Raw genomic sequence first — 20101 nt, 5'->3', positions numbered from 1 at the left:
GCTTCGACCAGGGCTTGTTAACGCGCAGCAGCGGCGCGCAGCGCGCCGGCGATGGCGGCCGCCAGCGCCGGACCCGCGAGCACGACGTTGACGCTGCTCGCGTAGATGCGACCCGCCTGGCGCAGGGCGGCGATCGCCGCGGCGTCCGCCGCGTGCTCCAGCACGACGTAGTCGACGCCCTCCCGATAGTGCGGGCGCAGGGCCTTGAAGACGCGGAACGCCGCACCCTTGTCGCGGCCGGCGGCGGCGTCCAGTTCGCGGAAGCTGTGCCAGCCGGCCCGGTTCACGCGCTGACCGAGAGCAGGAAATGCGCGCGCGCCACGGCGATCGGCTTGGCCGGATCGCTCTGCCAGCAGCGGATCTGGGTCTGCGCGACGCGGCTGCCGAGGCGCGAGATGCTGCAGTCGGCGTAGAGATCCTGCGGGCGGCCGGACAGCAGGTAGTCGATCGCGAAGTCGATGCTTTTCGGCACGCGATGCTCGTCGAGCTGCAGCAGCAGGTGCAGCAGCGCCGTGTTTTCCATGAACGCCGCGGTGACGCCGCCGTGCCAGGCCGGCAGGTTCGGATTGCCGACCAGCGCGGTGCGGAAGGGCAGGCGCAGGCGCAGCCGGCCTTCGTGCGTCTCGGCGCGCATGCCGAGGAAGCGCGCGTAGGGAATCAGCGCCACCAGCGGCCGGTAGTCGCCGTGCTCGCGGGCGCTGCGCCGCGCCTCGGACCAGGCGCTGCTGACCGTCGTCATGCCGCGGCTCCGGTCGGCGGACGCGCCGCCGCCGTGCGCATGAAGACCAGCTGCGCGGTGGCGAAGGGCTCGTCCTCGCGCTCCTGCCAGACCGTGGCGCGCACGAAGGCGATGCTGGCGGTGAGACGCAGACAGCTGGCGCGGCATTGCACGTCGCCGCCGCGGAACGCGGGACGCAGGTAGTCCATGCGCAGGTCGAGCGTGGCGACCGGTTCGCGCGCGCCGATGCTGGCCAGCACGGCGAGACCGGCGCAGCTGTCGACCAGCACGGTGATGATGCCGGGATTGAGGCGGCCGCTTTCGCTGTCGCCGAGCCAGTCCTCGCGATAGGGCAGCGTGACCAGCGCACCGTGCGCGTCGACCGCCGTGGCCCGCAGCCCGCATTCGCGCATGTGCGGCGAAAGCTCGAGAAAGTCGCGGCGCAGCAGTTCGTGGAATGGCGTGGGGTTCATCCGCGCATTTTAGGGATGTGCCGGCATCTTCGTTAAAATGCCCGCATGACTTCCGCCGAAACCCTGCCGTCCGCGCTCGAGCTCGAGCGTCGCCTGCGCGACGCGCTGCGCGACACCTCCCTCGAGACGCCGCGGCCGGTGGCGACCATGGAAATGCCGGCCGCGCTCGACAAGCTGTGGACCGCCACGCTGCGCGCCAGCCTGCGGCCGGCGGCGGTGCTGATTCCGGTGATCCGCCGCGGCGCGGAGCTGGCCGTGCTGCTCACCGTGCGCTCGGCGAACCTGCGTTCGCACAGCGGCCAGATCGCCTTTCCCGGCGGCGCCAGGGACGCGGGCGACGTCACCGCGGTCGACAATGCGCTGCGCGAGGCACAGGAGGAGGTCGGCATCGATCCGCACCGCGTCGAGGTGCTCGGCTATCTCGATGACTATCCGACGCTGAGCCGCTTTCTCGTCACGCCGGTCGTCGGGCTGATCGACGGCGCGCCGGAGCTGCGCGTCGACGACAACGAAGTCGCGGAAGTCTTCGAAGTGCCGTTCGCGCACATCGCGCGGCGCGAGAACTTCGAACGCAAGCTGCTCAGCCGCGACGGCATCAACGTGCCGTTCTACGAGCTGAACTGGCGGCAGTACCGCGTCTGGGGCGCGACCGCCGGCATGCTCTGGGATCTGGCCGGCCGCATGCGTCATGGCTGACCCGCTGCGCGAGGCCTTGCGCCTGCAGCGGGAAGCGGCGGCGCTCGGCTTCGACTGGCGCCATCTCGAGGAGCTGTTCGACAAGCTGGCCGAGGAATCGGCCGAGCTGCGCGAAGCCGCGGCGCAAGGCCCTCTGCGCGCCGCGGACGAGCTCGGCGATCTGCTGTTCATGGCGGTCAACCTCGCGCGCCATCTCGGCGTCGACGCGCCGGCCGCGCTCGCCGGCGCCAACGACAAGTTCGCGCGCCGCTTCGCGCACGTGCGGGCCGGCCTTGAAGCGCTGCCGCCGATGGGCGATCCTCGACGCCTGGAGCAGATGGAAGCGCGCTGGCAAGAAGCCAAGCGCATGGAAAAACAAGGCCAACCTTAAGGCCGTACATCAGGGAGGAGACGCCATGCGCATCGGCGTAGTGGTCGATTCGGCGTGCGATCTGCCGCCGGAGTTCATCGAAAAGCACCACATCCAGATCCTGCCGATCACGATTCATCTCGGTGGCCACGATCTGGTCGATCAGCGCGATCCGGAAACGACGCTGCACTTCTACAACGAGCATCTCGGCGCCGACGGCGACGCCGGCTCGTCGCCGTTCAGCGTCGAGCAGATCCGCGACGTGTTCCTGCAGAAGCTGGTGATCGACTACGACTTCGTGTTCTGCCTGACGATCGCCAGCAGCCGCAGCCCGATCCACGCCAACGCCACGCGCGCCTCGTTCGCGATCCTCAACGACTACAAGCCGATCCGCGCCCAGGCCGGCGTGCCCGGCCCGTTCGCCCTGCGCGTGATCGACACGCAGAACCTGTTTTCGGCGCAGGCGGTCAGCGCGGTCGAAGTGGTGCGCCTGATCGAGTCAGGCCAGCGCAATCCGAACAAGATCCGCGAGCGCGTCGAGTACATCGTGCAGAACACTTACGGCTACATGATTCCGCGCGACCTGCACTACCTGCGGGTGCGCGGCCAGAAGAAGGGCGACCGCAGCGTCGGTTGGGTCGGCGCCGCGCTCGGCACGGTGCTCGACATCAAGCCGGTGCTGCGCGGCTATCGCAACGACACGCGGCCGGTCGCCAAGCTGCGTCACTTCGACGATGCCAGCGCCAAGGTGCTCGGCTTCGTCGGCCAGCGCATCCGCAGCGGCGGCCTGCTGACGCCGACGCTGGTGCTGAGCTACGGCGGCGATCTGCGCGAGATGCGCGCGCTGCCGGGCTACGCCGAGCTGGTGCGGATCTGCCACGAGCACGGCGTCGAAGTGCTGGAGAGCATGATGAGCGTGACCGGCGGCATCAACGTCGGCGAAGGCGCTCTCGGCATCGGCTTCGCGTCCGAGCCGCACGAGATCGAAGTCTGAGCGCGCGGGCTGCGCGCGTCGGCGGGCATCGCTAAGCTATGCGGCCCGCGAGCGGCCGTGCTCGCTTCTCCAGCGTCGCATCCGTCATGAGCACCACTACCCGCATCGCCATCCTTGGCGCCACCGGCCGCATGGGCCGCGCCGTCGCCGACGCCGTCGCCGCCAGCGCGCAGGCCGAGCTCGGCGCGGCGTTCGAACGCGACGGCCATGCCGCGATCGGCCAGCCGGTCGCCGCCGGCAGCGCGGTGACGATCTCCGCCGATCCCGCCGCCGCCGCCGCGCAGTTCGACGTGCTGATCGACTTCACGCGGCCGGAAGGCACGATGGCGGCGCTCGCCGCCTGCGTCGCCGCCGGCAAGCGCATGGTGATCGGCACGACCGGCTGCAGCGACGCGCAGAAGGCGGACATCGCCGCGGCGGCGAAGCGGATTCCGATCGTCATGGCCGGCAACTTCAGCATCGGCGTGAACCTCTGCCTGTCCTTGCTCGAGCAGGCGGCGCGCACGCTGGGCGACGACTTCGACGTCGAGATCGTCGAGGCGCATCACCGCCACAAGGTCGACGCGCCGAGCGGTACCGCGCTGATGATGGGCGAGGCGGTGGCCCGCGGCGTCGGCCGCGATCTCAAGGACGTGGCGGTCTACGAGCGTTACGGCCACACCGGCGCGCGCGAGCGCCGCACGATCGGCTTCCAGGCCGTGCGCGGCGGCGATGTCGTCGGCGATCACACGGTGATGTTCCTCGGCGACGGCGAGCGCGTCGAGATCACGCACAAGGCCTCCAACCGCATGAACTTCGCCAACGGCGCGGTGCGCGCCGCGGTCTGGCTGCGCGACCGCGCGCCGGGCCTGTACAGCATGCGCGACGTGCTCGGCTCCTGATCGATGGCCGACGTTCGTCTGCGCGCGGCGGCGGTCGAAGACTGCGCGCTGCTGCTGTCGCTGATCCGCGCCCTCGCGCAGTACGAGAAGCTCGAGCACGAATGCGTGGCGACCGAGGCGGCGCTGCGCGAGCACCTGTTCGGGCCGCGGCCCTACGCCGAGGCGATCATCGCCGAGGCCGGCGGCGAGGCGGCCGGTTTCGCGCTGTTCTTCCACCACTATTCGACCTTCGTCGGCAAGCCGGGCATCTGGCTCGAAGACCTGTTCGTGCAGCCGGCGTTTCGCGGCTTCGGCATCGGCAAGCGGCTGCTCGCGGAAGTCGCCCGCATCGGCGTCGAGCGTGGCTGCGGCCGCTACGAATGGACGGTGCTCGACTGGAACGAGCCGGCGATCCGTTTCTACGACAGTCTCGGTGCCGAGCTGAAGCGCGAATGGATCATCAACCGCGTCAGCGGCGCAGCCTTGCAGCGTCTGGCGCGGACCGCCGAGTCGCGGTAGAACGGGCGGGCCGCCGCCGTGGCGGCTCGACCGGCCGCCCGCCATGCGTCTGCCCCGCGCCTCGTTGTTCCTGTTACTCGCCGCGGCCGGGCCGCTGGCGCCGGCGCACGCCGCCGACGAGCTGACGCCGCTGATCGACGGCGTCGCGCCGGCGGTGATCGCCGACCGGCGCTACCTGCACCAGCATCCGGAGCTGTCGAACCGCGAGTTCGCGACGGCCAAGTACCTGGCCGGGAAGCTGCGCGCGCTCAAGCTCGAGGTGCAGACCGGCGTCGCGCATACCGGCGTCGTCGCGGTGCTGCGCGGCGGCCGGCCGGGGCCGGTGATCGCCTTGCGCGCCGACATGGACGCGCTGCCCGTCACCGAGGAGGTCGACGTGCCCTTCAGGTCGACGGTGCGCGGCAACTACGACGGCCGCGAGGTCGGCGTCATGCACGCCTGCGGCCACGACGGGCACATGGCGATCCTGCTCGGCGTCGCCGCGGTGCTCGCGGCCAAGCGCGAGGAACTGCCGGGCACGGTGAAGTTCATCTTCCAGCCGGCCGAGGAGAGTGCGCCGCTCGGCGAGGAAGGCGGTGCGCAGCTGATGGTCAAGGAAGGCGTGCTCGCCAGGGACCCGAAGCCCGAGGCGATCTTCGGCCTGCATCTGTTCTCGCAGTACGAGGTCGGCACGGTCGGCTACCGGGCCGGCGGCGTCATGGCCAGCGCCGACGACCTGCGCATCGTCGTCAAGGGCAGGCAGACGCACGGTGCAGCGCCGTGGCAGGGCATCGATCCGATCGTCGTGGCGAGCCAGATCGTACTCGGCCTGCAGACGATTCCCAGCCGGCAGATGGACGTCACCAGGGCGCCGACCATCGTCACGATCGGCAAGATCGAGGGTGGCGTGCGCGACAACATCATTCCCGACCAGGTCCAGATGAAGGGCACGCTGCGCGCGCTCGACGAGGACATGCGCCGCCAGCTGCACGAGCGCGTGACGCGCACGGCGCAGGACATCGCGCAGGCCTCCGGCGCCAGCGCCGAGGTCCACATCAGCGAGCGCCACGCCTACCCGGTCACCGTCAACGATGCGCAGCTGACCCAGAAGATGCTGCCGACCCTGTGCCGCGCCTTCGGCGAGCGTCTGTTCGAGGCGCGGCCGATGCTCGGCGCCGAGGATTTCTCGTTCTTCGCGCGCGAGATTCCCGGCCTGTTCCTGTTCGTCGGCGTGCGTCCGAAAGGCGCCGATCCGGACAGCGTCGGCGCCAATCATTCGCCGCGTTTCTCCATGGACGAGGCGGCCCTGCAGACCGGCGTCGAGGCGCTGACGCGCCTCAGCTGGGACTATCTGCACGGCCGGTGAGCGCGTGGCTCGGCACCTGAGCCCGGCCCTCGCGACAATCCCGGCCCTCTGCGCGCGATGAGGCAAGCGACCATGGGCGATCGCCACGAAGAACGAAAACTCAAGGGCCGCGGTACGGCATCGCGACCCGAAGGGCGCTTCGAAGCGGCGCGGCGCGAGCGATTCGACGACGGCTGGCTGCTCGACGAGGAGTCCACGCCGTCGCCGAAGACCACGCTGCAGGTCGATCAGGCGCGCAGCATCATCTCGCGCAACCAGTCGCCGGACCTGCCGTTCACGCAGACGATCAATCCCTACCGCGGCTGCGAACACGGCTGCATCTACTGCTTCGCGCGGCCGAGCCATGCCTACCTGAACCTCTCGCCGGGCCTCGATTTCGAGACCCGGCTGTTCTACAAGCCGGACGCCGCGGCGCTGCTCGAAGCGGAGCTGCGCAAGCCGGGCTATCGCTGCGAGACGATTTCGCTCGGCGCCAACACCGATCCCTATCAGCCGGTCGAGCGCGAGCTGAAGATCACGCGCAGCCTGCTCGAGGTCATGGTGCGCTTCCGCCATCCCGTCGGCATCGTCACCAAGGGCGCGGCGCTGCTCGAACGCGACCTCGACCTGCTCGGCGATCTGGCCCGCGACGGTCTCGTCAACGTCGCGCTGTCGATCACCACGCTGCGGCCGGAGCTGAAGCGCACGCTGGAGCCGCGTGCGGCCTCCGGCGCGTCGCGCCTGCGCGCGCTGAAGATGCTGGCGGACGCGGGCGTGCCGACCACGGTCCTGTATTCGCCGGTGATTCCGTTCGTCAACGATGCCGAGCTCGAGGCCATTCTCGGCGCCGCCCGCGAGGCCGGCGCGCGGCAGGCCTCTTACGGCATGCTGAGGCTGCCGCACGAGGTGAAGGACCTGTTCCGGGAATGGCTGGACACGCACGTGCCGCTGAAGGCGGCGCATGTGCTGAGCCTGGTCGAGCAGATGCGCGGCGGCCGTCTCAACGATCCGCGCTTCGGCACGCGCATGAAGGGCGAGGGCGCCTACGTGCAGGTCATCGAGCAGCGTTTCCGCATCGCCTGCCGGCGCCTCGGCTATGCCGGCCGCGGCCTGCCGTCGCTGCGCTGCGACGCCTTTCGGGTGCCGGAAACGAGCGGCCATCAGCTCGCCTTGGCGCTCTGATCGGAGCGGCCCCTATACTGGGCGGCAGACCAATTCGAGGAGCAACAGTGACCGCCAGCAAGGATGCGGGAAGTCAGGACGCAGGGGCGTTCTACGACGATCTCGAAAAACTGTTGCAGCAGCAGGTCGCCAAGCGGCCACAGCTGCTCGACCTGCGCCTGCGTCTCGCCGAGCTGTACTACGAAACGCGCAAGGTCGATGCGTTCCTGGAGCAGGCCCGCTTCGTGCACGCCCAGATTCCCGGCAGCCTGCGCTCGGAGGAGTGGCGCAAGATCGTCAGCATGGGACGCATGCTCGCGGCCGGCGACCCGCTGTTCGCGGAAGCGCCGGCGGGCGACAAGATCGAGTTCATCGGCGCCAAGGCGATCACGCCGGTCACCGCCTACACCCGCATCGGCGAGGAGGAACGCTTCCGCAAGCCGCTCGCCGAAGTGGCCGAGGCCTACGAGGCGGTGCGCAGGGACCCGCGTTTCATCGCCGAGCTGGATCTCGAGCTGATCCAGAGCGCCGGCCATCCGTCGTCCCTGCAGTTCGCCGCGCGCCTTTCGCAGCAGGTCGGCGGCGCGCGCATCTATCTGAAGCGCGAGGACCTCAATACGCAGCCCTCGCATCTTCTCGCCGCCGTGCTCGGCCAGGCCATGCTGGCCCGCCGCATGGGCAAGAAAACACTGGTGTCGTTCAGCCCGACCGGGCGCAGCGGCGTGGTGGTGGCGGCGATCGCCGCCCGCCTGGGTCTGAACGCCATCATTTATATGGACAGCGACCAGATGCAGCTGCACGCCGGCAACGTGTTCCGCATGTGGCTGATGGGCGCCAACGTCACCGAATCGGGCATGGGCCGCAAGAAGAGCGGCGATGTCCGCAAGGAAGCCTGGGATCACTGGGGTTCCAACAGCGCCGACACCTTCCTGGTCATGGGCCTCGACGCGGCGCCGCACCCGTATCCGATGCTGACCCTCGAATTCGCGGCAGTCGCCGGGCGCGAGTGCCGCCGCCAGCTGTACGGCATCAACAAGAAGGCGCCGGACCTCCTGGTGGCGCGCGCCGGCGACAATGCCGACGCCGTCGGCCTGTTCCCGCCGTTCCTCAAGGCCGCCGGCACGCGCATGGTCTGCGTCGAAGGCCAGGACTACCTCGAGGCGCCGACCCAGCAGCCGACCGGGCCGCATGCGCTGTCGATGCGCGAGCAGCAGCGCGCGGCGACCATCATGGAGGGCATGGACTATCCGCGCACGACCCGCGAACACGCCTGGCTGAAGGCCAGCGGCCGTGTGGAATACGTCAAGGGCTCGGCGACGGCGGCCAAGCGCGCGGTCTACGACCTCAGCAAGCACGAGGGCGTGATCCCGGCGATCCAGACCTCGTATGCGCTGGGCTGGGCCTGCCAGGAAGCGGCCCGCATGAGCGCGGAGCAGACGGTGATCGTGGTGATGGCCGAGAACGTCGACAAGAACATCTGGGAGATCGGCAAGGCGATGGGCGTGCCGCTGTGATGAAAATCGCGTGACAGGTGTTGCGGCGCGGCAAGTTCGTATAGAATTCGCGCCCAGATTCGAAGCGGGGGCTCATCGCCCCCGTTTTCGTATCCGTCACCTGGAAACCGAACGCTTATGACCGACTTCAAACCGGCCCTGCTCGCCCTCGCCGATGGTTCCGTTTTCAAGGGCGTTTCCATTGGCAGTGACGGACAGACGGTCGGCGAAGTCGTTTTCAATACGGCCATGACCGGCTACCAGGAGATCCTCACCGATCCCTCGTACCGCGAGCAGATCGTCACCCTCACGTACCCGCACATCGGCAACGTCGGCACCAATGCCGAGGACATGGAGGCCGACCGCGTGCACATCGCCGGCCTCGTCCTGCGCGAAGCGCCGCGTCGGCACAGCAATTTCCGCTCGACGCAGGACTTCCGGGACTACCTGAAGGCGAACAAGACGGTCGCCATCGCCGGCATCGACACCCGCCGCCTGACCCGCCTCCTGCGCGACAAGGGTGCGCAGAACGGCTGCATCCTGGCCGGCAGCCGCATCAGCGAGAAGAAGGCGCTTGACGCGGCGCGGGCGTTCCCGGGCCTGAAGGGCATGGACCTCGCGAAGGTCGTGTCGGTCAAGGCGCCTTACGCCTGGACGCGCGGTTCGTGGACGCTGGAGACCAACCGCGAGGTCGAGAAGACCGACGGCAGCTACCACGTGGTCGTCTACGATTTCGGCGTCAAGCGCAACATCCTGCGCCTGCTCGTCGACCGCGACTGCCGCGTGACCGTCGTGCCCGCGCAGACGCCGGCCGCGGAGGTGCTCAGGCTCAAGCCGGACGGCGTGCTGCTCGCCAACGGCCCCGGCGATCCGGAGCCCTGCGACTACGCGATCGCCGCCGCGCGCGAGTTCCTGGCGAAGATGATCCCGCTGTTCGGCATCTGCCTCGGCCACCAGATTCTCGGCCTGGCGCTCGGCGCCCGCACCGTGAAGATGAAGCTCGGCCACCATGGCGCCAATCACCCGGTGCAGGACATCGAGACCGGCCGCGTGATGATCACCAGCCAGAACCACGGCTTCGCCGTCGACGAGGCCACGCTGCCGAACAACGTGGTGGCCACCCACCGCTCGCTGTTCGACGGTTCGAACCAGGGCCTGCGCGTGCTCGACGCGCCGGCCTTCAGCTTCCAGGGCCATCCCGAGGCCAGCCCCGGCCCGCACGACGTCGCCGAGCTGTTCGACCGCTTCGTGCGTTCGATGGCCGAGCGGCGGTAAGCCATGCTGGGAATCACCGACATCGCCACTTACGTGATCGGGGTGGTGATCATCGTTCTGCTGCCCGGCCCGAATTCGATGTTCGTGCTGAGCGTCGCGGCACGCGACGGCGTGCGCACCGGCTACCGCGCCGCCTGCGGGGTATTCGTCGGCGACCTCGTGCTGATGGTGCTGGCGGCGGCCGGCGTCGCCTCGCTGCTGCGTGCCTATCCGCAGCTGTTCTTCGCCCTGAAGTGGGCCGGCGCCGCCTACCTCGCCTGGCTCGGCCTCGGCATGCTGCGCAGCGCCTGGCGCCTGTGGCGCCGCGCTCCGGCGAGCGAGGCGACGCCGTATCTGCCGCCGCCGGCGCCGCATCCATTTCGCCGCGCGCTGGCGATCAGCCTGCTCAATCCGAAGGCCATCCTGTTCTTCATGTCCTTCTTCATCCAGTTCGTCGATCGCAGCTATGCCCATCCGGCGCTGTCGTTCGCCGTGCTCGGCGCGATCGCGCAGGCCGCCAGCTTCGCCTATCTCAGCACCCTGATTTTCTCCGGGCACCGCCTTGCCGCGGCGTTCCGTGCGCGCCGCCGCCTGAGCGCGGGCGCGACCGGCGGAGTGGGGGCGCTGTTCCTCGGTTTCAGTGCACGGCTGGCAACGGCCGTGGCCAATTAGCTTTCAGAAGAGTTCGCACGATGCCGAAACGCACAGACCTCAAGAGCATCCTGATCATCGGCGCCGGCCCGATCGTGATCGGCCAGGCCTGCGAGTTCGACTACTCCGGCGCGCAGGCCTGCAAGGCGCTGCGCCAGGAAGGCTATCGCGTCATCCTCGTCAATTCGAATCCGGCGACGATCATGACCGACCCGGAAATGGCCGACGCGACCTACATCGAGCCGATCCGCTGGCAGTCGCTCGCCAAGATCATCGAGCAGGAGCGTCCGGACGCGCTGCTGCCGACCATGGGCGGCCAGACCGCGCTGAACTGCGCGCTCGACCTGGCGCGCAACGGCGTGCTGAAGAAGTTCGGCTGCGAGCTGATCGGCGCCAACGAGCATGCCATCGACCTCGCCGAGGACCGCCAGAAATTCCGCGACGCGATGACCGAGATCGGCCTCGGCTCGGCGCGCTCGGGCGTGGCGCACACGATGGAGGAAGCGCGCTACATCCAGCAGCAGATCGGCTACCCGGTGATCATCCGGCCGAGCTTCACGCTCGGCGGTTCGGGCGGCGGCGTGGCGTACAACGTCGAAGAGTTCGAAGAGATCGTCATGCGCGGCCTCGACCTCTCGCCGACCACCGAAGTCCTCATCGAGGAATCGCTGCTCGGCTGGAAGGAATTCGAGATGGAGGTGGTGCGCGACCGCAAGGACAACTGCATCATCGTCTGCTCGATCGAGAACTTCGATCCCATGGGCGTGCATACCGGCGACTCGATCACGGTGGCGCCGGCGCAGACGCTGACCGACAAGGAATACCAGATCATGCGCAACGCGAGCTGTGCGGTGCTGCGCAAGATCGGCGTCGACACCGGCGGCTCCAACGTGCAGTTCGCGATCAATCCGGACGACGGCCGCATGATCGTCATCGAGATGAATCCGCGCGTGTCGCGTTCGAGCGCGCTGGCCTCGAAGGCGACCGGCTTCCCGATCGCCAAGATCGCCGCCAAGCTGGCCGTCGGCTACACGCTCGACGAGCTGAAGAACGACATCACCGGCGGCTCGACGCCGGCCTCGTTCGAGCCGAGCATCGACTACGTCGTCACCAAGATCCCGCGCTTCACCTTCGAAAAGTTCCCGCAGGCCGATTCACGGCTGACGACGCAGATGAAGTCGGTCGGCGAAGTGATGGCCATGGGCCGCAACTTCCAGGAATCGCTGCAGAAGGCCATGCGCGGCCTCGAAGTGGGCAGCGACGGCTTCGATCCGCAGGTCGAACCGGCCAAGGACGGCCGCTACAGCGACGAAGCGCTGAATCGCATCCGCACCGAGCTGGCGATCGCCCGCGGCCCGCGCCTATGGTACGTCGGCGACGCCTTCCGCGCCGGCCTGTCGGTGGCCGATGTGCACAAGCTCAGCAAGATCGATGTCTGGTTCCTCGAGCAGATCGAGGAACTGATCGAGACCGAGAGCGAAATCGCCGCGCAGAAGATCAGCCAGATCGAGGCGGACGAGCTGCGCCGCTACAAGCGCCTCGGCTTTTCCGACCGCCGCCTCGCCCGACTGCTCGGCGTCAAGGAAGAGTCGGTGCGCCGTGCGCGCCACAAGAACGGCATCCGTCCGGTCTACAAGCGCGTCGACACCTGCGCCGCGGAATTCCCGACCTCGACCGCCTATCTGTATTCGAGCTACGACGAGCAATGCGAGGCGCAGCCGACCGCGCGCGACAAGATCATGATCCTGGGCGGCGGTCCGAACCGCATCGGCCAGGGCATCGAGTTCGACTACTGCTGCGTGCACGCCGCGCTGGCGCTGCGTGAGGACGGGTTCGAGACCATCATGGTCAACTGCAATCCGGAAACCGTGTCGACCGACTACGACACCTCGGATCGCCTGTACTTCGAGCCGCTGACCTTCGAAGACGTAATGGAGATCATCGAGCTGGAGCAGCCCAAGGGCGTGATCGTGCAGTTCGGCGGCCAGACGCCGCTGAAGCTGGCGCGCCAGCTCGAAGCCGCCGGCGCGCCGATCATCGGCACGACGCCGGACGCCATCGATCTCGCCGAAGACCGCGAGCGCTTCCAGAAGCTGGTCGAAAAGCTTGGCCTGCTGCAGCCGCCGAACGGCACCGCGACCTCGGAGAAGCAGGCGCTGTCGGTCGCCGCCAGGATCGGCTATCCGCTGGTCGTGCGCCCGAGCTACGTGCTCGGCGGCCGCGCCATGGAAATCGTCCACGACGATGACGACCTCAAGCGCTACATGCGCGAGGCGGTGAAGGTCTCGAACGACTCGCCGGTGCTGCTCGACCGCTTCCTCAACAACGCGATCGAAGTCGACGTCGACGCGCTCGCCGACGGCAAGGACGTGGTGATCGGCGGCATCATGGAGCACATCGAGGAAGCCGGCGTGCATTCCGGCGACTCGGCCTGCTCGCTGCCGGCGCACTCGCTGCCGAAGAAGGTGCTCGACGACATCCGCGGCCAGATCGTCAAGCTGGCCAAGGCACTGAACGTCGTCGGCCTGATGAACACGCAGTTCGCGGTGCAGGACGGCAAGGTCTACCTGCTCGAAGTCAATCCGCGCGCCTCGCGCACCAGCCCCTTCGTGTCGAAGGCGACCGGCCGCCCGCTGGCGAAGATCGCGGCGCGCTGCATGGCCGGCAAGACGCTGAAGGCGCAGGGCATCACCGGCGAGATCCTGCCGAAGTACTACTCGGTCAAGGAATCGGTGTTCCCGTTCGCCAAGTTCCCGGGCGTCGACCCGTTGCTCGGGCCGGAAATGCGCTCGACCGGCGAGGTCATGGGCACCGGCCAGCACTTCGGCGAGGCCTTCAACAAGGCCCTGCTGGCGGCGGGCATGACCGTGCCGCGCTCCGGCACGACCTTCATCTCGGTGCGCGACCAGGACAAGAAGAAGGCGGTCGAGCTGGCGCGCCTGGTGACCAGCAAGGGCTTCAAGGTGGTCGCCACGCACGGCACGGCGGCGGCGATCCGCAAGGCCGGCATCGAGTGCCAGGGCGTCAACAAGGTCAAGGAAGGCCGCCCGCACTGCGTCGACATGATCAAGAACGGCGAGATCCAGTTCATCGCCAACACCACCGAAGGCAAGCAGTCGATCGAGGAATCGCGCTCGATCCGCGGCGCGGCGATCCAGCACAAGGTCTGCTACTTCACGACCATCGCCGGCGCGCTGGCAGCGGCGGTGGCGATGGACCATCTCGACGAGGTCGACGTCAACCGCCTGCAGACGCTGCACGCCGGCCTGCGCTGAGCCGGATCCCGCCCTGCCGCGTCGCCCGAGGGGTGGGCGCGGCGGGGAGGGGATGGTATCTTTGGTCATTCCCAGACGGACGCAGGGTCGGCTCAACGCCGGCCGGCGTCCTTTTTGCCCTTTGCCCAGCCTGGTATCGAGATGAGCAAGACCCCGATGACGCTACGCGGCGCCGACCGGCTGCGTGAGGAACTGCGCCACCGCAAGAGCGTGCTGCGCCCGCAAATCATTGCCGCGGTGGAGGAGGCGCGCTCGCACGGTGATCTCAAGGAGAACGCCGAATACCACGCCGCGCGCGAGCAGCACGGCTTCAACGAGGGCCGTATCCAGGAAATCGAGGCCAAGCTGTCGAACGCGCAGATCATCGATCCGACGGCGGTGTCGGCGAACGGCAAGATCATCTTCGGCGCGACGGTGCAGCTGGCCGACGCCGACAGCGGCGAGGAGACGACGTACCAGATCGTCGGCGAGGACGAGGCGGACGTGAAGGCAGGCCTGCTGTCGTTCAACAGCCCCATCGCCAAGGCCTTGATCGGCAAGACCGAAGGCGACGTGGTGCAGGTTTCGACGCCGAACGGCGTGCGCGAACTCGAGGTCGTCGCGGTCCGCTACCTCTGAGGGGCGCGGCGGACTTGAAGTCCGCCTGAACGCCCGCAGATAGCCGGCATGCCGGTTGCCTCCATGACCCAGAAACGTCGTCCCAGCTCCGCACGCTGGATTGCCGAACACGAAGCCGATCCTTACGTCCAGGAAGCGCGGCGGCTCGGCTATCGCTCGCGGGCGGTGTTCAAGCTCAAGGAAATCCAGGAGAAGGACAAGCTCCTGCGTCCGGGCCAGATCGTCGTCGACCTCGGCGCCGCGCCGGGCGGCTGGAGCCAGTACGCCCGGCCGCTGCTCGGCAGCAAGGGCCAGCTGTTCGCGCTCGACATCCTGCCTTTCGATCCGGTGCCGGGCGTCGACATCATCGTCGGCGACTTTCGCGAGGACGCGGTCCTGCACCAGCTGGAGGCGAAGGTCGGCGACCAGCTGGTCGACGTCGTGCTCAGCGACATGGCGCCGAACCTGTCCGGCGTCGACATCGCCGACCAGGCGAGCAGCATCTATCTCGGCGAGCTGGCACTCGAGTTCGCCAAGGCGCATCTGAAGCCGAAAGGCACGCTGCTGGTCAAGGCGTTCCAGGGCGAGGGCTTCGACGCCTACGTCAAGGCGATGCGCGACGCTTTCGAGACCGTGACCATCCGCAAACCCAAGGCATCCCGTGCCCGCTCTAGTGAAGTTTATTTGCTGGCGCGCAACTTCCGTGCGGTGTAAGGTGCCATCGTACGTGTTCCAGACAGGCCCCCGACGTTGAACGATCTGGCTAAAAATCTGTTTCTGTGGGTGATCATCCTCGTCGTCCTGATGATGGTGTTCAACAGCTTTTCGTCGCGTTCGGCGCGTGGGCAGTCGCAGCTCGCTTATTCGGACTTCATCACCCAGGTGAAGGATGGCAACGTCGGCGAAGTGACCATCGACGGGCCGATCATCCGCGGCGAGATGAAGGGCGGTACGCCGTTCGTGTCGATCAGCCCGGAAACCGACAACAGCGCGATGGTCGGGACCTTGCTCGACAACAAGGTCAAGTTCAGCGGCTCGCTGCCGAAGGAAACGCCGATCCTCCTGCAGTTGCTGTTCAACGCCTTTCCGATCCTGCTGCTGATCGCGGTCTGGGTCTACTTCATGCGGCAGATGCAGGGCGGCGGCGCCGGTCGCGGTGCGATGTCGTTCGGCAAGTCGCGCGCGCGCATGCTCAACGCCGACCAGGTCAAGATCACGTTCAACGACGTCGCCGGCTGCGAGGAGGCGAAACAGGAAGTGTCCGAACTGGTCGATTTCCTCAAGGACCCGGGCAAGTTCCAGAAGCTCGGCGGCAAGATTCCGCGCGGCGTGCTGATGGTCGGCTCGCCGGGCACCGGCAAGACGCTGCTCGCCAAGGCCATCGCCGGCGAGGCGGGCGTGCCGTTCTTCACGATCTCCGGTTCCGACTTCGTCGAAATGTTCGTCGGCGTCGGCGCCAGCCGCGTGCGCGACATGTTCGAGCAGGCCAAGAAGCACGCGCCGTGCATCATCTTCATCGACGAAATCGACGCCGTCGGCCGCCATCGCGGTGCCGGCCTCGGCGGCGGCCACGACGAGCGGGAGCAGACGCTGAACCAGCTGCTGGTCGAGATGGACGGCTTCGAGGGCAGCGAAGGCGTCATCGTCATCGCCGCGACCAACCGTCCGGACGTGCTCGATCCGGCGCTGCTGCGCCCGGGCCGCTTCGACCGCCAGGTCGTCGTGCCGCTGCCGGACGTGCGCGGCCGCGAGCAGATCCTCAAGGTGCACATGCGCGCCGTGCCGCTGGCCGACAACGTCAAGGCCGAGATCATCGCGCGCGCGACGCCGGGCTTCTCGGGCGCCGACCTCGCCAACCTCGTCAACGAGGCCGCGCTGTTCGCCGCGCGCGCCAACAAGCGCCTGGTCGACCACGACGACTTCGAGCGCGCCAAGGACAAGATCATGATGGGCGCCGAGCGCCGCTCGATGGTCATGTCCGAGGACGAAAAGAAATTGACCGCCTACCATGAAGCCGGCCACGCGATCGTCGGCCTGTCGGTGCCGGAGCACGATCCGGTCTACAAGGTGACGATCATTCCGCGCGGTCGTGCCCTCGGCGTGACGATGTTCCTGCCGGAAGAGGATCGCTACAGCTACACCAAGCAGCGCCTCAACTCGTCGATCTGCTCGCTGTTCGGCGGCCGCATCGCCGAGGAAGTGATCTTCGGGCCGGAGAAGGTCACGACCGGCGCGAGCAACGACATCGAACGCGCGACCGATATCGCCCGCAACATGGTCACCAAGTGGGGCCTGTCGGAGAAGCTCGGGCCGCTGGCGTATTCCGAAGACAACGGTGAAGTGTTCCTCGGCAAGTCGGTGACGCAGACCAAGAGCGTCTCGGACGAGACGGCGCACACGATCGACGAGGAAATCCGCAAGATCATCGAGGCGAACTACGCCAAGGCCAAAAGCATCATCGTCGGCAACCTCGACAAGCTGCACACGATGTCGCAGGCGCTGATCAAGTACGAGACGATCGACGCCGAGCAGATTCGCCGCATCATGGCCGGCCAGGATCCGGGCGCGCCGGAGAGCTGGAGCGACAGTTCGCGGCCGGGTGGCGGCGGTGCCGCGCCGACCGCGACGGCGCCCGATGCGCCGCCGACGCCGGCCGGCGGTGCGCCGAAGCCGGCGAGCCAGCAGACCTGAAGTCCCGGGGCCGGCGCGAGCCGGCCTCGTCGTTTGCGCCGGCACCCCGCGTCCGCTCCGCCATGCAGCTCCAGTTGCCGCGCCGCACGCTGCCGCTCGACGCGCCGGCGGTCATGGGCATCCTCAACGTCACGCCGGACTCGTTCTCGGACGGCGGACGGCACGTCGATCCGGCGGCGGCCCTGCGGCGCGCGCGCGAGATGGCCGGCGAGGGCGCGCGCATCATCGACGTTGGCGGCGAATCGACGCGACCGGGGTCGGCGCCGGTCGATGAGGCGGAGGAGATCGATCGTGTCGTGCCGGTGATCGAGGCGATCCGCCGCGAGCTCGACGTCGTCGTCTCCGTCGACACCATGAAGCCCGCCGTCATGCGCGCTGCCTGCGCCGCGGGCGCGGAACTCGTCAACGATGTCCATGCCCTGCGGACGCCGGGCGCGATGGAGGCCGTGCGCGACACCGGCGCCGCGGTTTGCCTGATGCACATGCAGGGCGAACCGAAGACCATGCAGCACGCGCCGCGGTACGACGACGTCGTTGCCGAGGTGTGCGCGTTCCTCGCCGCGCGCATCGCCGCCTGCGAGTCGGCCGGCATCGCGCGCGCCAGCATCTGCGTCGACCCCGGCATCGGTTTCGGCAAGACGCTGGAACATAACCTCGCCTTGCTGGCGCACGGCGAGGCGCTGCGCGCGCTCGGCGTGCCGCTGCTGATCGGCGCCTCGCGCAAGTCGATGCTCGGCCAGCTGCTCGGGCGCGCCGTCGGCGAGCGTCTGCCAGGCGGCCTCGCCATCGCGGCCATTGCCGTCTGGCAGGGGGCCGCTATAGTGCGCGTCCACGATGTGCAGGCGACGGCCGACGCGATTCGCGTCGCGCACGCGCTGCGGAGAGCCAGGGAAACGTGAGCCGGCAGTATTTCGGAACCGATGGGGTGCGCGGGCGGGTCGGCGAGTCGCCGATGACGCCGGAGTTCGCGCTCAAGCTGGGCTGGGCGGCCGGGCGCGTGCTGGCGAATGGCAGCGGTGCGCGGGTGGTGGTCGGCAAGGACACGCGCCGCTCCGGCTACATGCTCGAATCCGCGCTGGAGGCCGGGTTCGCGGCGGCCGGCGTCGAGACCGATCTGCTCGGGCCGCTGCCGACGCCGGGCGTCGCGTATCTCACGCGCGCCTTGCGCGCGCAGGCCGGCGTCGTCATCTCCGCCTCGCACAACCCGCATCACGACAATGGCGTGAAGTTCTTCGGTCCTGACGGCGGCAAGCTCAGCGACGACATCGAGCTCGAGATCGAACGCATGATCGACGCGCCGCTCGATTGCGTCGCGCCCGACCAGCTCGGCCGCGCAAAGCGCATCGACGATGCCGCGGGCCGCTACATCGAATTCTGCAAGGGCACTTTCGGCGAGAAGAATCTCAAGGGCCTGAAACTGGTCGTCGACTGCGCGAACGGTGCGGCGTACCGGGTCGGGCCTGCGGTCTTCGAGGAGCTCGGCGCGAAGGTCGTGGCGATCGGCGATCACCCGAACGGCCTCAACATCAATGCCGGTTGCGGCTCCACGCATCTCGGCGCGGTCAAGGCCGCGGTGCACCAGTGGGGCGCCGATCTCGGCATTGCGCTCGACGGCGACGCCGACCGTTGCCTGATGGTCGATGCGGCCGGCAACGAGATCGACGGCGACCAGATTCTCTACATCATCGCCCGCGCGCGTCTGGCCGCCGGCGAATTGCGCGGTCCGGTGGTCGGCACGCAGATGTCGAACCTCGGGCTCGAGCGCGGGCTGGAAGCGCTGAAGGTGGAATTCCGGCGCGCCAAGGTCGGCGACCGCTACGTGATGGAGTTGCTGCGCGAGACGGGCGGCATGCTCGGCGGCGAAGGCTCCGGCCACACGATCTGTCTCGACCGCACCACGACCGGCGACGGCATCGTCACCGCGCTCCAGGTGCTGGCCGCCGCGGTCGGCCAGGGGCGCGGCCTGCAGGAGCTTGCGGCCGGCATGCACCGATTTCCTCAGGTGCTGATCAACCTGCCGGTGCGGGGCAGGGCCGCCGATGTGCTGGCCAGCAGCGCGGTGCGCGATGCGGAAGCGGCCACCGTCGCCGCCCTCGGCGCGCGCGGCCGCGTGCTGCTGCGCGCATCCGGCACCGAGCCGCTGATCCGGGTGATGGTCGAAGCCGACGACGAGGCGCTCGCGCAGAGCAGCGCGCAGTCGCTCGCCGCGGCCGTCGACGCGGCCCGGGCTTGAGTTTTTCCAGGATTCCACGAAACGCGATAACGGAGTGCAGAGATGGCGCGGCGCAAGATGGTGGCGGGTAACTGGAAGATGAACGGCGCACGTGACGCGAACGCGAGCCTCGTGCACGACGTGGTCTTCGATTCGAAGCGTTTCCCCGGCATCGACATCGTCGTTTGCCCGCCGGCGGTGTACATCGAGTCCGTGGGCGCGGCGCTGAACGGCAGCAGCGTGCAGCTCGGCGCACAGACGCTCAGCGAACAGGAAAAACCCGGCGCCTTCACCGGCGAGATTCACGGCGGCATGCTCAAGGACGTCGGCTGCTCGTACGTCCTGGTCGGCCATTCCGAGCGCCGCTCGCTGTACGGCGAGAGCGATGCGCTGGTCGCGCACAAGTTCAAGACCGCGCAGGCCTGCGGTCTCGTGCCGGTGCTCTGCCTCGGCGAGACGCTCGCCGAACGCGAGGACGGGCAGACGGAGAGCGTGCTGGCGCGACAACTCGGCGCGGTCGTCGATCTGACGGGGGCGGCGGCGTTCAAGTCGGCCGTCATCGCTTACGAGCCGGTATGGGCGATCGGCACCGGCCGCACGGCGAGTCCGGAACAGGCGCAGGCCGCGCACGCCTTTATCCGTGGTCAGCTTGCCAAGACGAATGCTAAAATCGCCAATTCGACCCGCATTCTCTATGGCGGCAGCGTCAAGGCGGACAACGCCGCGACCCTGTTTGCCAATGCCGATGTCGATGGCGGCCTGATCGGCGGCGCATCGCTGAAGGCAGCGGAATTCCTGGCGATCTGCGCCTTGGCGCAGTCGCTCTGTCAGTGA

20 protein-coding genes are annotated in these 20101 nt (G+C 68.4%); 17 read left to right on the top strand and 3 right to left on the bottom strand.

What is annotated here, in order from left to right:
- Window positions 1-17: 17 nt before the first annotated feature.
- The 3 genes from K344_RS19605 to K344_RS0101405 are packed head-to-tail and all read right to left on the bottom strand — an operon-like array spanning window position 18 to window position 1191.
- Window positions 18-287 carry a hypothetical protein gene (locus K344_RS19605; RefSeq protein WP_043113446.1) on the bottom strand — a complete coding sequence of 90 codons (270 nt, stop codon included), beginning with the start codon at window positions 285-287 and terminating at the stop codon, window positions 18-20.
- Window positions 284-739 (bottom strand): PaaI family thioesterase, encoded by a 456-nt coding sequence (locus tag K344_RS0101410; RefSeq protein ID WP_028079177.1) that lies wholly within the window; start codon window positions 737-739, stop codon window positions 284-286. Before K344_RS0101410 ends, K344_RS19605 begins: the two co-directional genes overlap by 4 nt.
- The gene (locus K344_RS0101405) at window positions 736-1191 is read right to left on the bottom strand and encodes a PaaI family thioesterase (protein WP_028079176.1); all 456 of its coding nucleotides are present in this window, start codon (window positions 1189-1191) and stop codon (window positions 736-738) included. The genes K344_RS0101410 and K344_RS0101405 overlap by 4 nt, the downstream gene beginning before the upstream one ends.
- 45 nt (window positions 1192-1236) lie before the next feature.
- Between K344_RS0101405 and K344_RS19600 the strand changes: the two genes are divergently transcribed.
- The 17 genes from K344_RS19600 (at window position 1237) to tpiA (ending at window position 20101) form a co-directional block, all read left to right on the top strand.
- Window positions 1237-1887, top strand: coding sequence for a CoA pyrophosphatase (locus K344_RS19600; protein WP_051361758.1), 651 nt, complete (start codon window positions 1237-1239; stop codon window positions 1885-1887).
- The gene (locus K344_RS19595) at window positions 1880-2257 is read left to right on the top strand and encodes a pyrophosphohydrolase domain-containing protein (protein ID WP_043113444.1); all 378 of its coding nucleotides are present in this window, start codon (window positions 1880-1882) and stop codon (window positions 2255-2257) included. Before K344_RS19600 ends, K344_RS19595 begins: the two co-directional genes overlap by 8 nt.
- Before the next feature lie 25 nt (window positions 2258-2282).
- Window positions 2283-3230, top strand: coding sequence for a DegV family protein (locus K344_RS0101390; protein WP_028079175.1), 948 nt, complete (start codon window positions 2283-2285; stop codon window positions 3228-3230).
- Window positions 3231-3316: 86 nt separating this feature from the next.
- Window positions 3317-4111, top strand: a complete 795-nt coding sequence (gene dapB, locus K344_RS0101385) for a 4-hydroxy-tetrahydrodipicolinate reductase (RefSeq protein WP_043113443.1) — start codon at window positions 3317-3319, stop codon at window positions 4109-4111.
- Window positions 4112-4114: 3 nt separating this feature from the next.
- Window positions 4115-4609 carry a GNAT family N-acetyltransferase gene (locus tag K344_RS0101380; protein ID WP_028079173.1) on the top strand — a complete coding sequence of 165 codons (495 nt, stop codon included), beginning with the start codon at window positions 4115-4117 and terminating at the stop codon, window positions 4607-4609.
- A gap of 43 nt (window positions 4610-4652) precedes the next feature.
- Window positions 4653-5954, top strand: coding sequence for an amidohydrolase (locus K344_RS19590; RefSeq protein ID WP_043113442.1), 1302 nt, complete (start codon window positions 4653-4655; stop codon window positions 5952-5954).
- Between the two features lie 72 nt (window positions 5955-6026).
- Complete coding sequence (locus K344_RS0101370) at window positions 6027-7115, top strand: PA0069 family radical SAM protein (protein ID WP_028079172.1); 1089 nt, start codon at window positions 6027-6029, stop codon at window positions 7113-7115.
- Window positions 7116-7162: 47 nt separating this feature from the next.
- Window positions 7163-8608, top strand: coding sequence for a pyridoxal-phosphate dependent enzyme (locus K344_RS19585; RefSeq protein ID WP_051361757.1), 1446 nt, complete (start codon window positions 7163-7165; stop codon window positions 8606-8608).
- Between the two features lie 117 nt (window positions 8609-8725).
- Window positions 8726-9862 (top strand): glutamine-hydrolyzing carbamoyl-phosphate synthase small subunit, encoded by a 1137-nt coding sequence (carA, locus tag K344_RS0101360; protein WP_028079171.1) that lies wholly within the window; start codon window positions 8726-8728, stop codon window positions 9860-9862.
- A 3-nt stretch (window positions 9863-9865) separates the two neighbouring features.
- The gene (leuE, locus tag K344_RS0101355; protein WP_028079170.1) at window positions 9866-10513 is read left to right on the top strand and encodes a leucine efflux protein LeuE; all 648 of its coding nucleotides are present in this window, start codon (window positions 9866-9868) and stop codon (window positions 10511-10513) included.
- Window positions 10514-10533: 20 nt separating this feature from the next.
- Window positions 10534-13767, top strand: a complete 3234-nt coding sequence (gene carB / locus K344_RS0101350; RefSeq protein ID WP_028079169.1) for a carbamoyl-phosphate synthase large subunit — start codon at window positions 10534-10536, stop codon at window positions 13765-13767.
- 141 nt (window positions 13768-13908) lie between these two features.
- The gene (greA, locus tag K344_RS0101345; RefSeq protein WP_028079168.1) at window positions 13909-14385 is read left to right on the top strand and encodes a transcription elongation factor GreA; all 477 of its coding nucleotides are present in this window, start codon (window positions 13909-13911) and stop codon (window positions 14383-14385) included.
- Window positions 14386-14448: 63 nt separating this feature from the next.
- Window positions 14449-15078: a 23S rRNA (uridine(2552)-2'-O)-methyltransferase RlmE gene (gene rlmE / locus K344_RS0101340; RefSeq protein WP_028079167.1), complete on the top strand. Its 630-nt coding sequence runs from the start codon at window positions 14449-14451 to the stop codon at window positions 15076-15078.
- Between the two features lie 36 nt (window positions 15079-15114).
- Entirely contained in the window at window positions 15115-17055 is a 1941-nt protein-coding gene (gene ftsH, locus K344_RS0101335; protein ID WP_028079166.1) for an ATP-dependent zinc metalloprotease FtsH, read from the top strand.
- Between the two features lie 62 nt (window positions 17056-17117).
- Window positions 17118-17954, top strand: coding sequence for a dihydropteroate synthase (gene folP, locus K344_RS0101330; protein ID WP_028079165.1), 837 nt, complete (start codon window positions 17118-17120; stop codon window positions 17952-17954).
- Entirely contained in the window at window positions 17951-19288 is a 1338-nt protein-coding gene (gene glmM / locus K344_RS0101325) for a phosphoglucosamine mutase (protein WP_028079164.1), read from the top strand. The genes folP and glmM overlap by 4 nt, the downstream gene beginning before the upstream one ends.
- Before the next feature lie 42 nt (window positions 19289-19330).
- Window positions 19331-20101 (top strand): triose-phosphate isomerase, encoded by a 771-nt coding sequence (gene tpiA, locus K344_RS0101320; RefSeq protein ID WP_028079163.1) that lies wholly within the window; start codon window positions 19331-19333, stop codon window positions 20099-20101.

This window comes from Solimonas soli DSM 21787 (assembly GCF_000474945.1).
In the GTDB taxonomy this organism is placed as follows: Bacteria; Pseudomonadota; Gammaproteobacteria; order Nevskiales; family Nevskiaceae; genus Solimonas; species Solimonas soli.
This window is presented reverse-complemented; position numbering and strand designations above follow the sequence as displayed.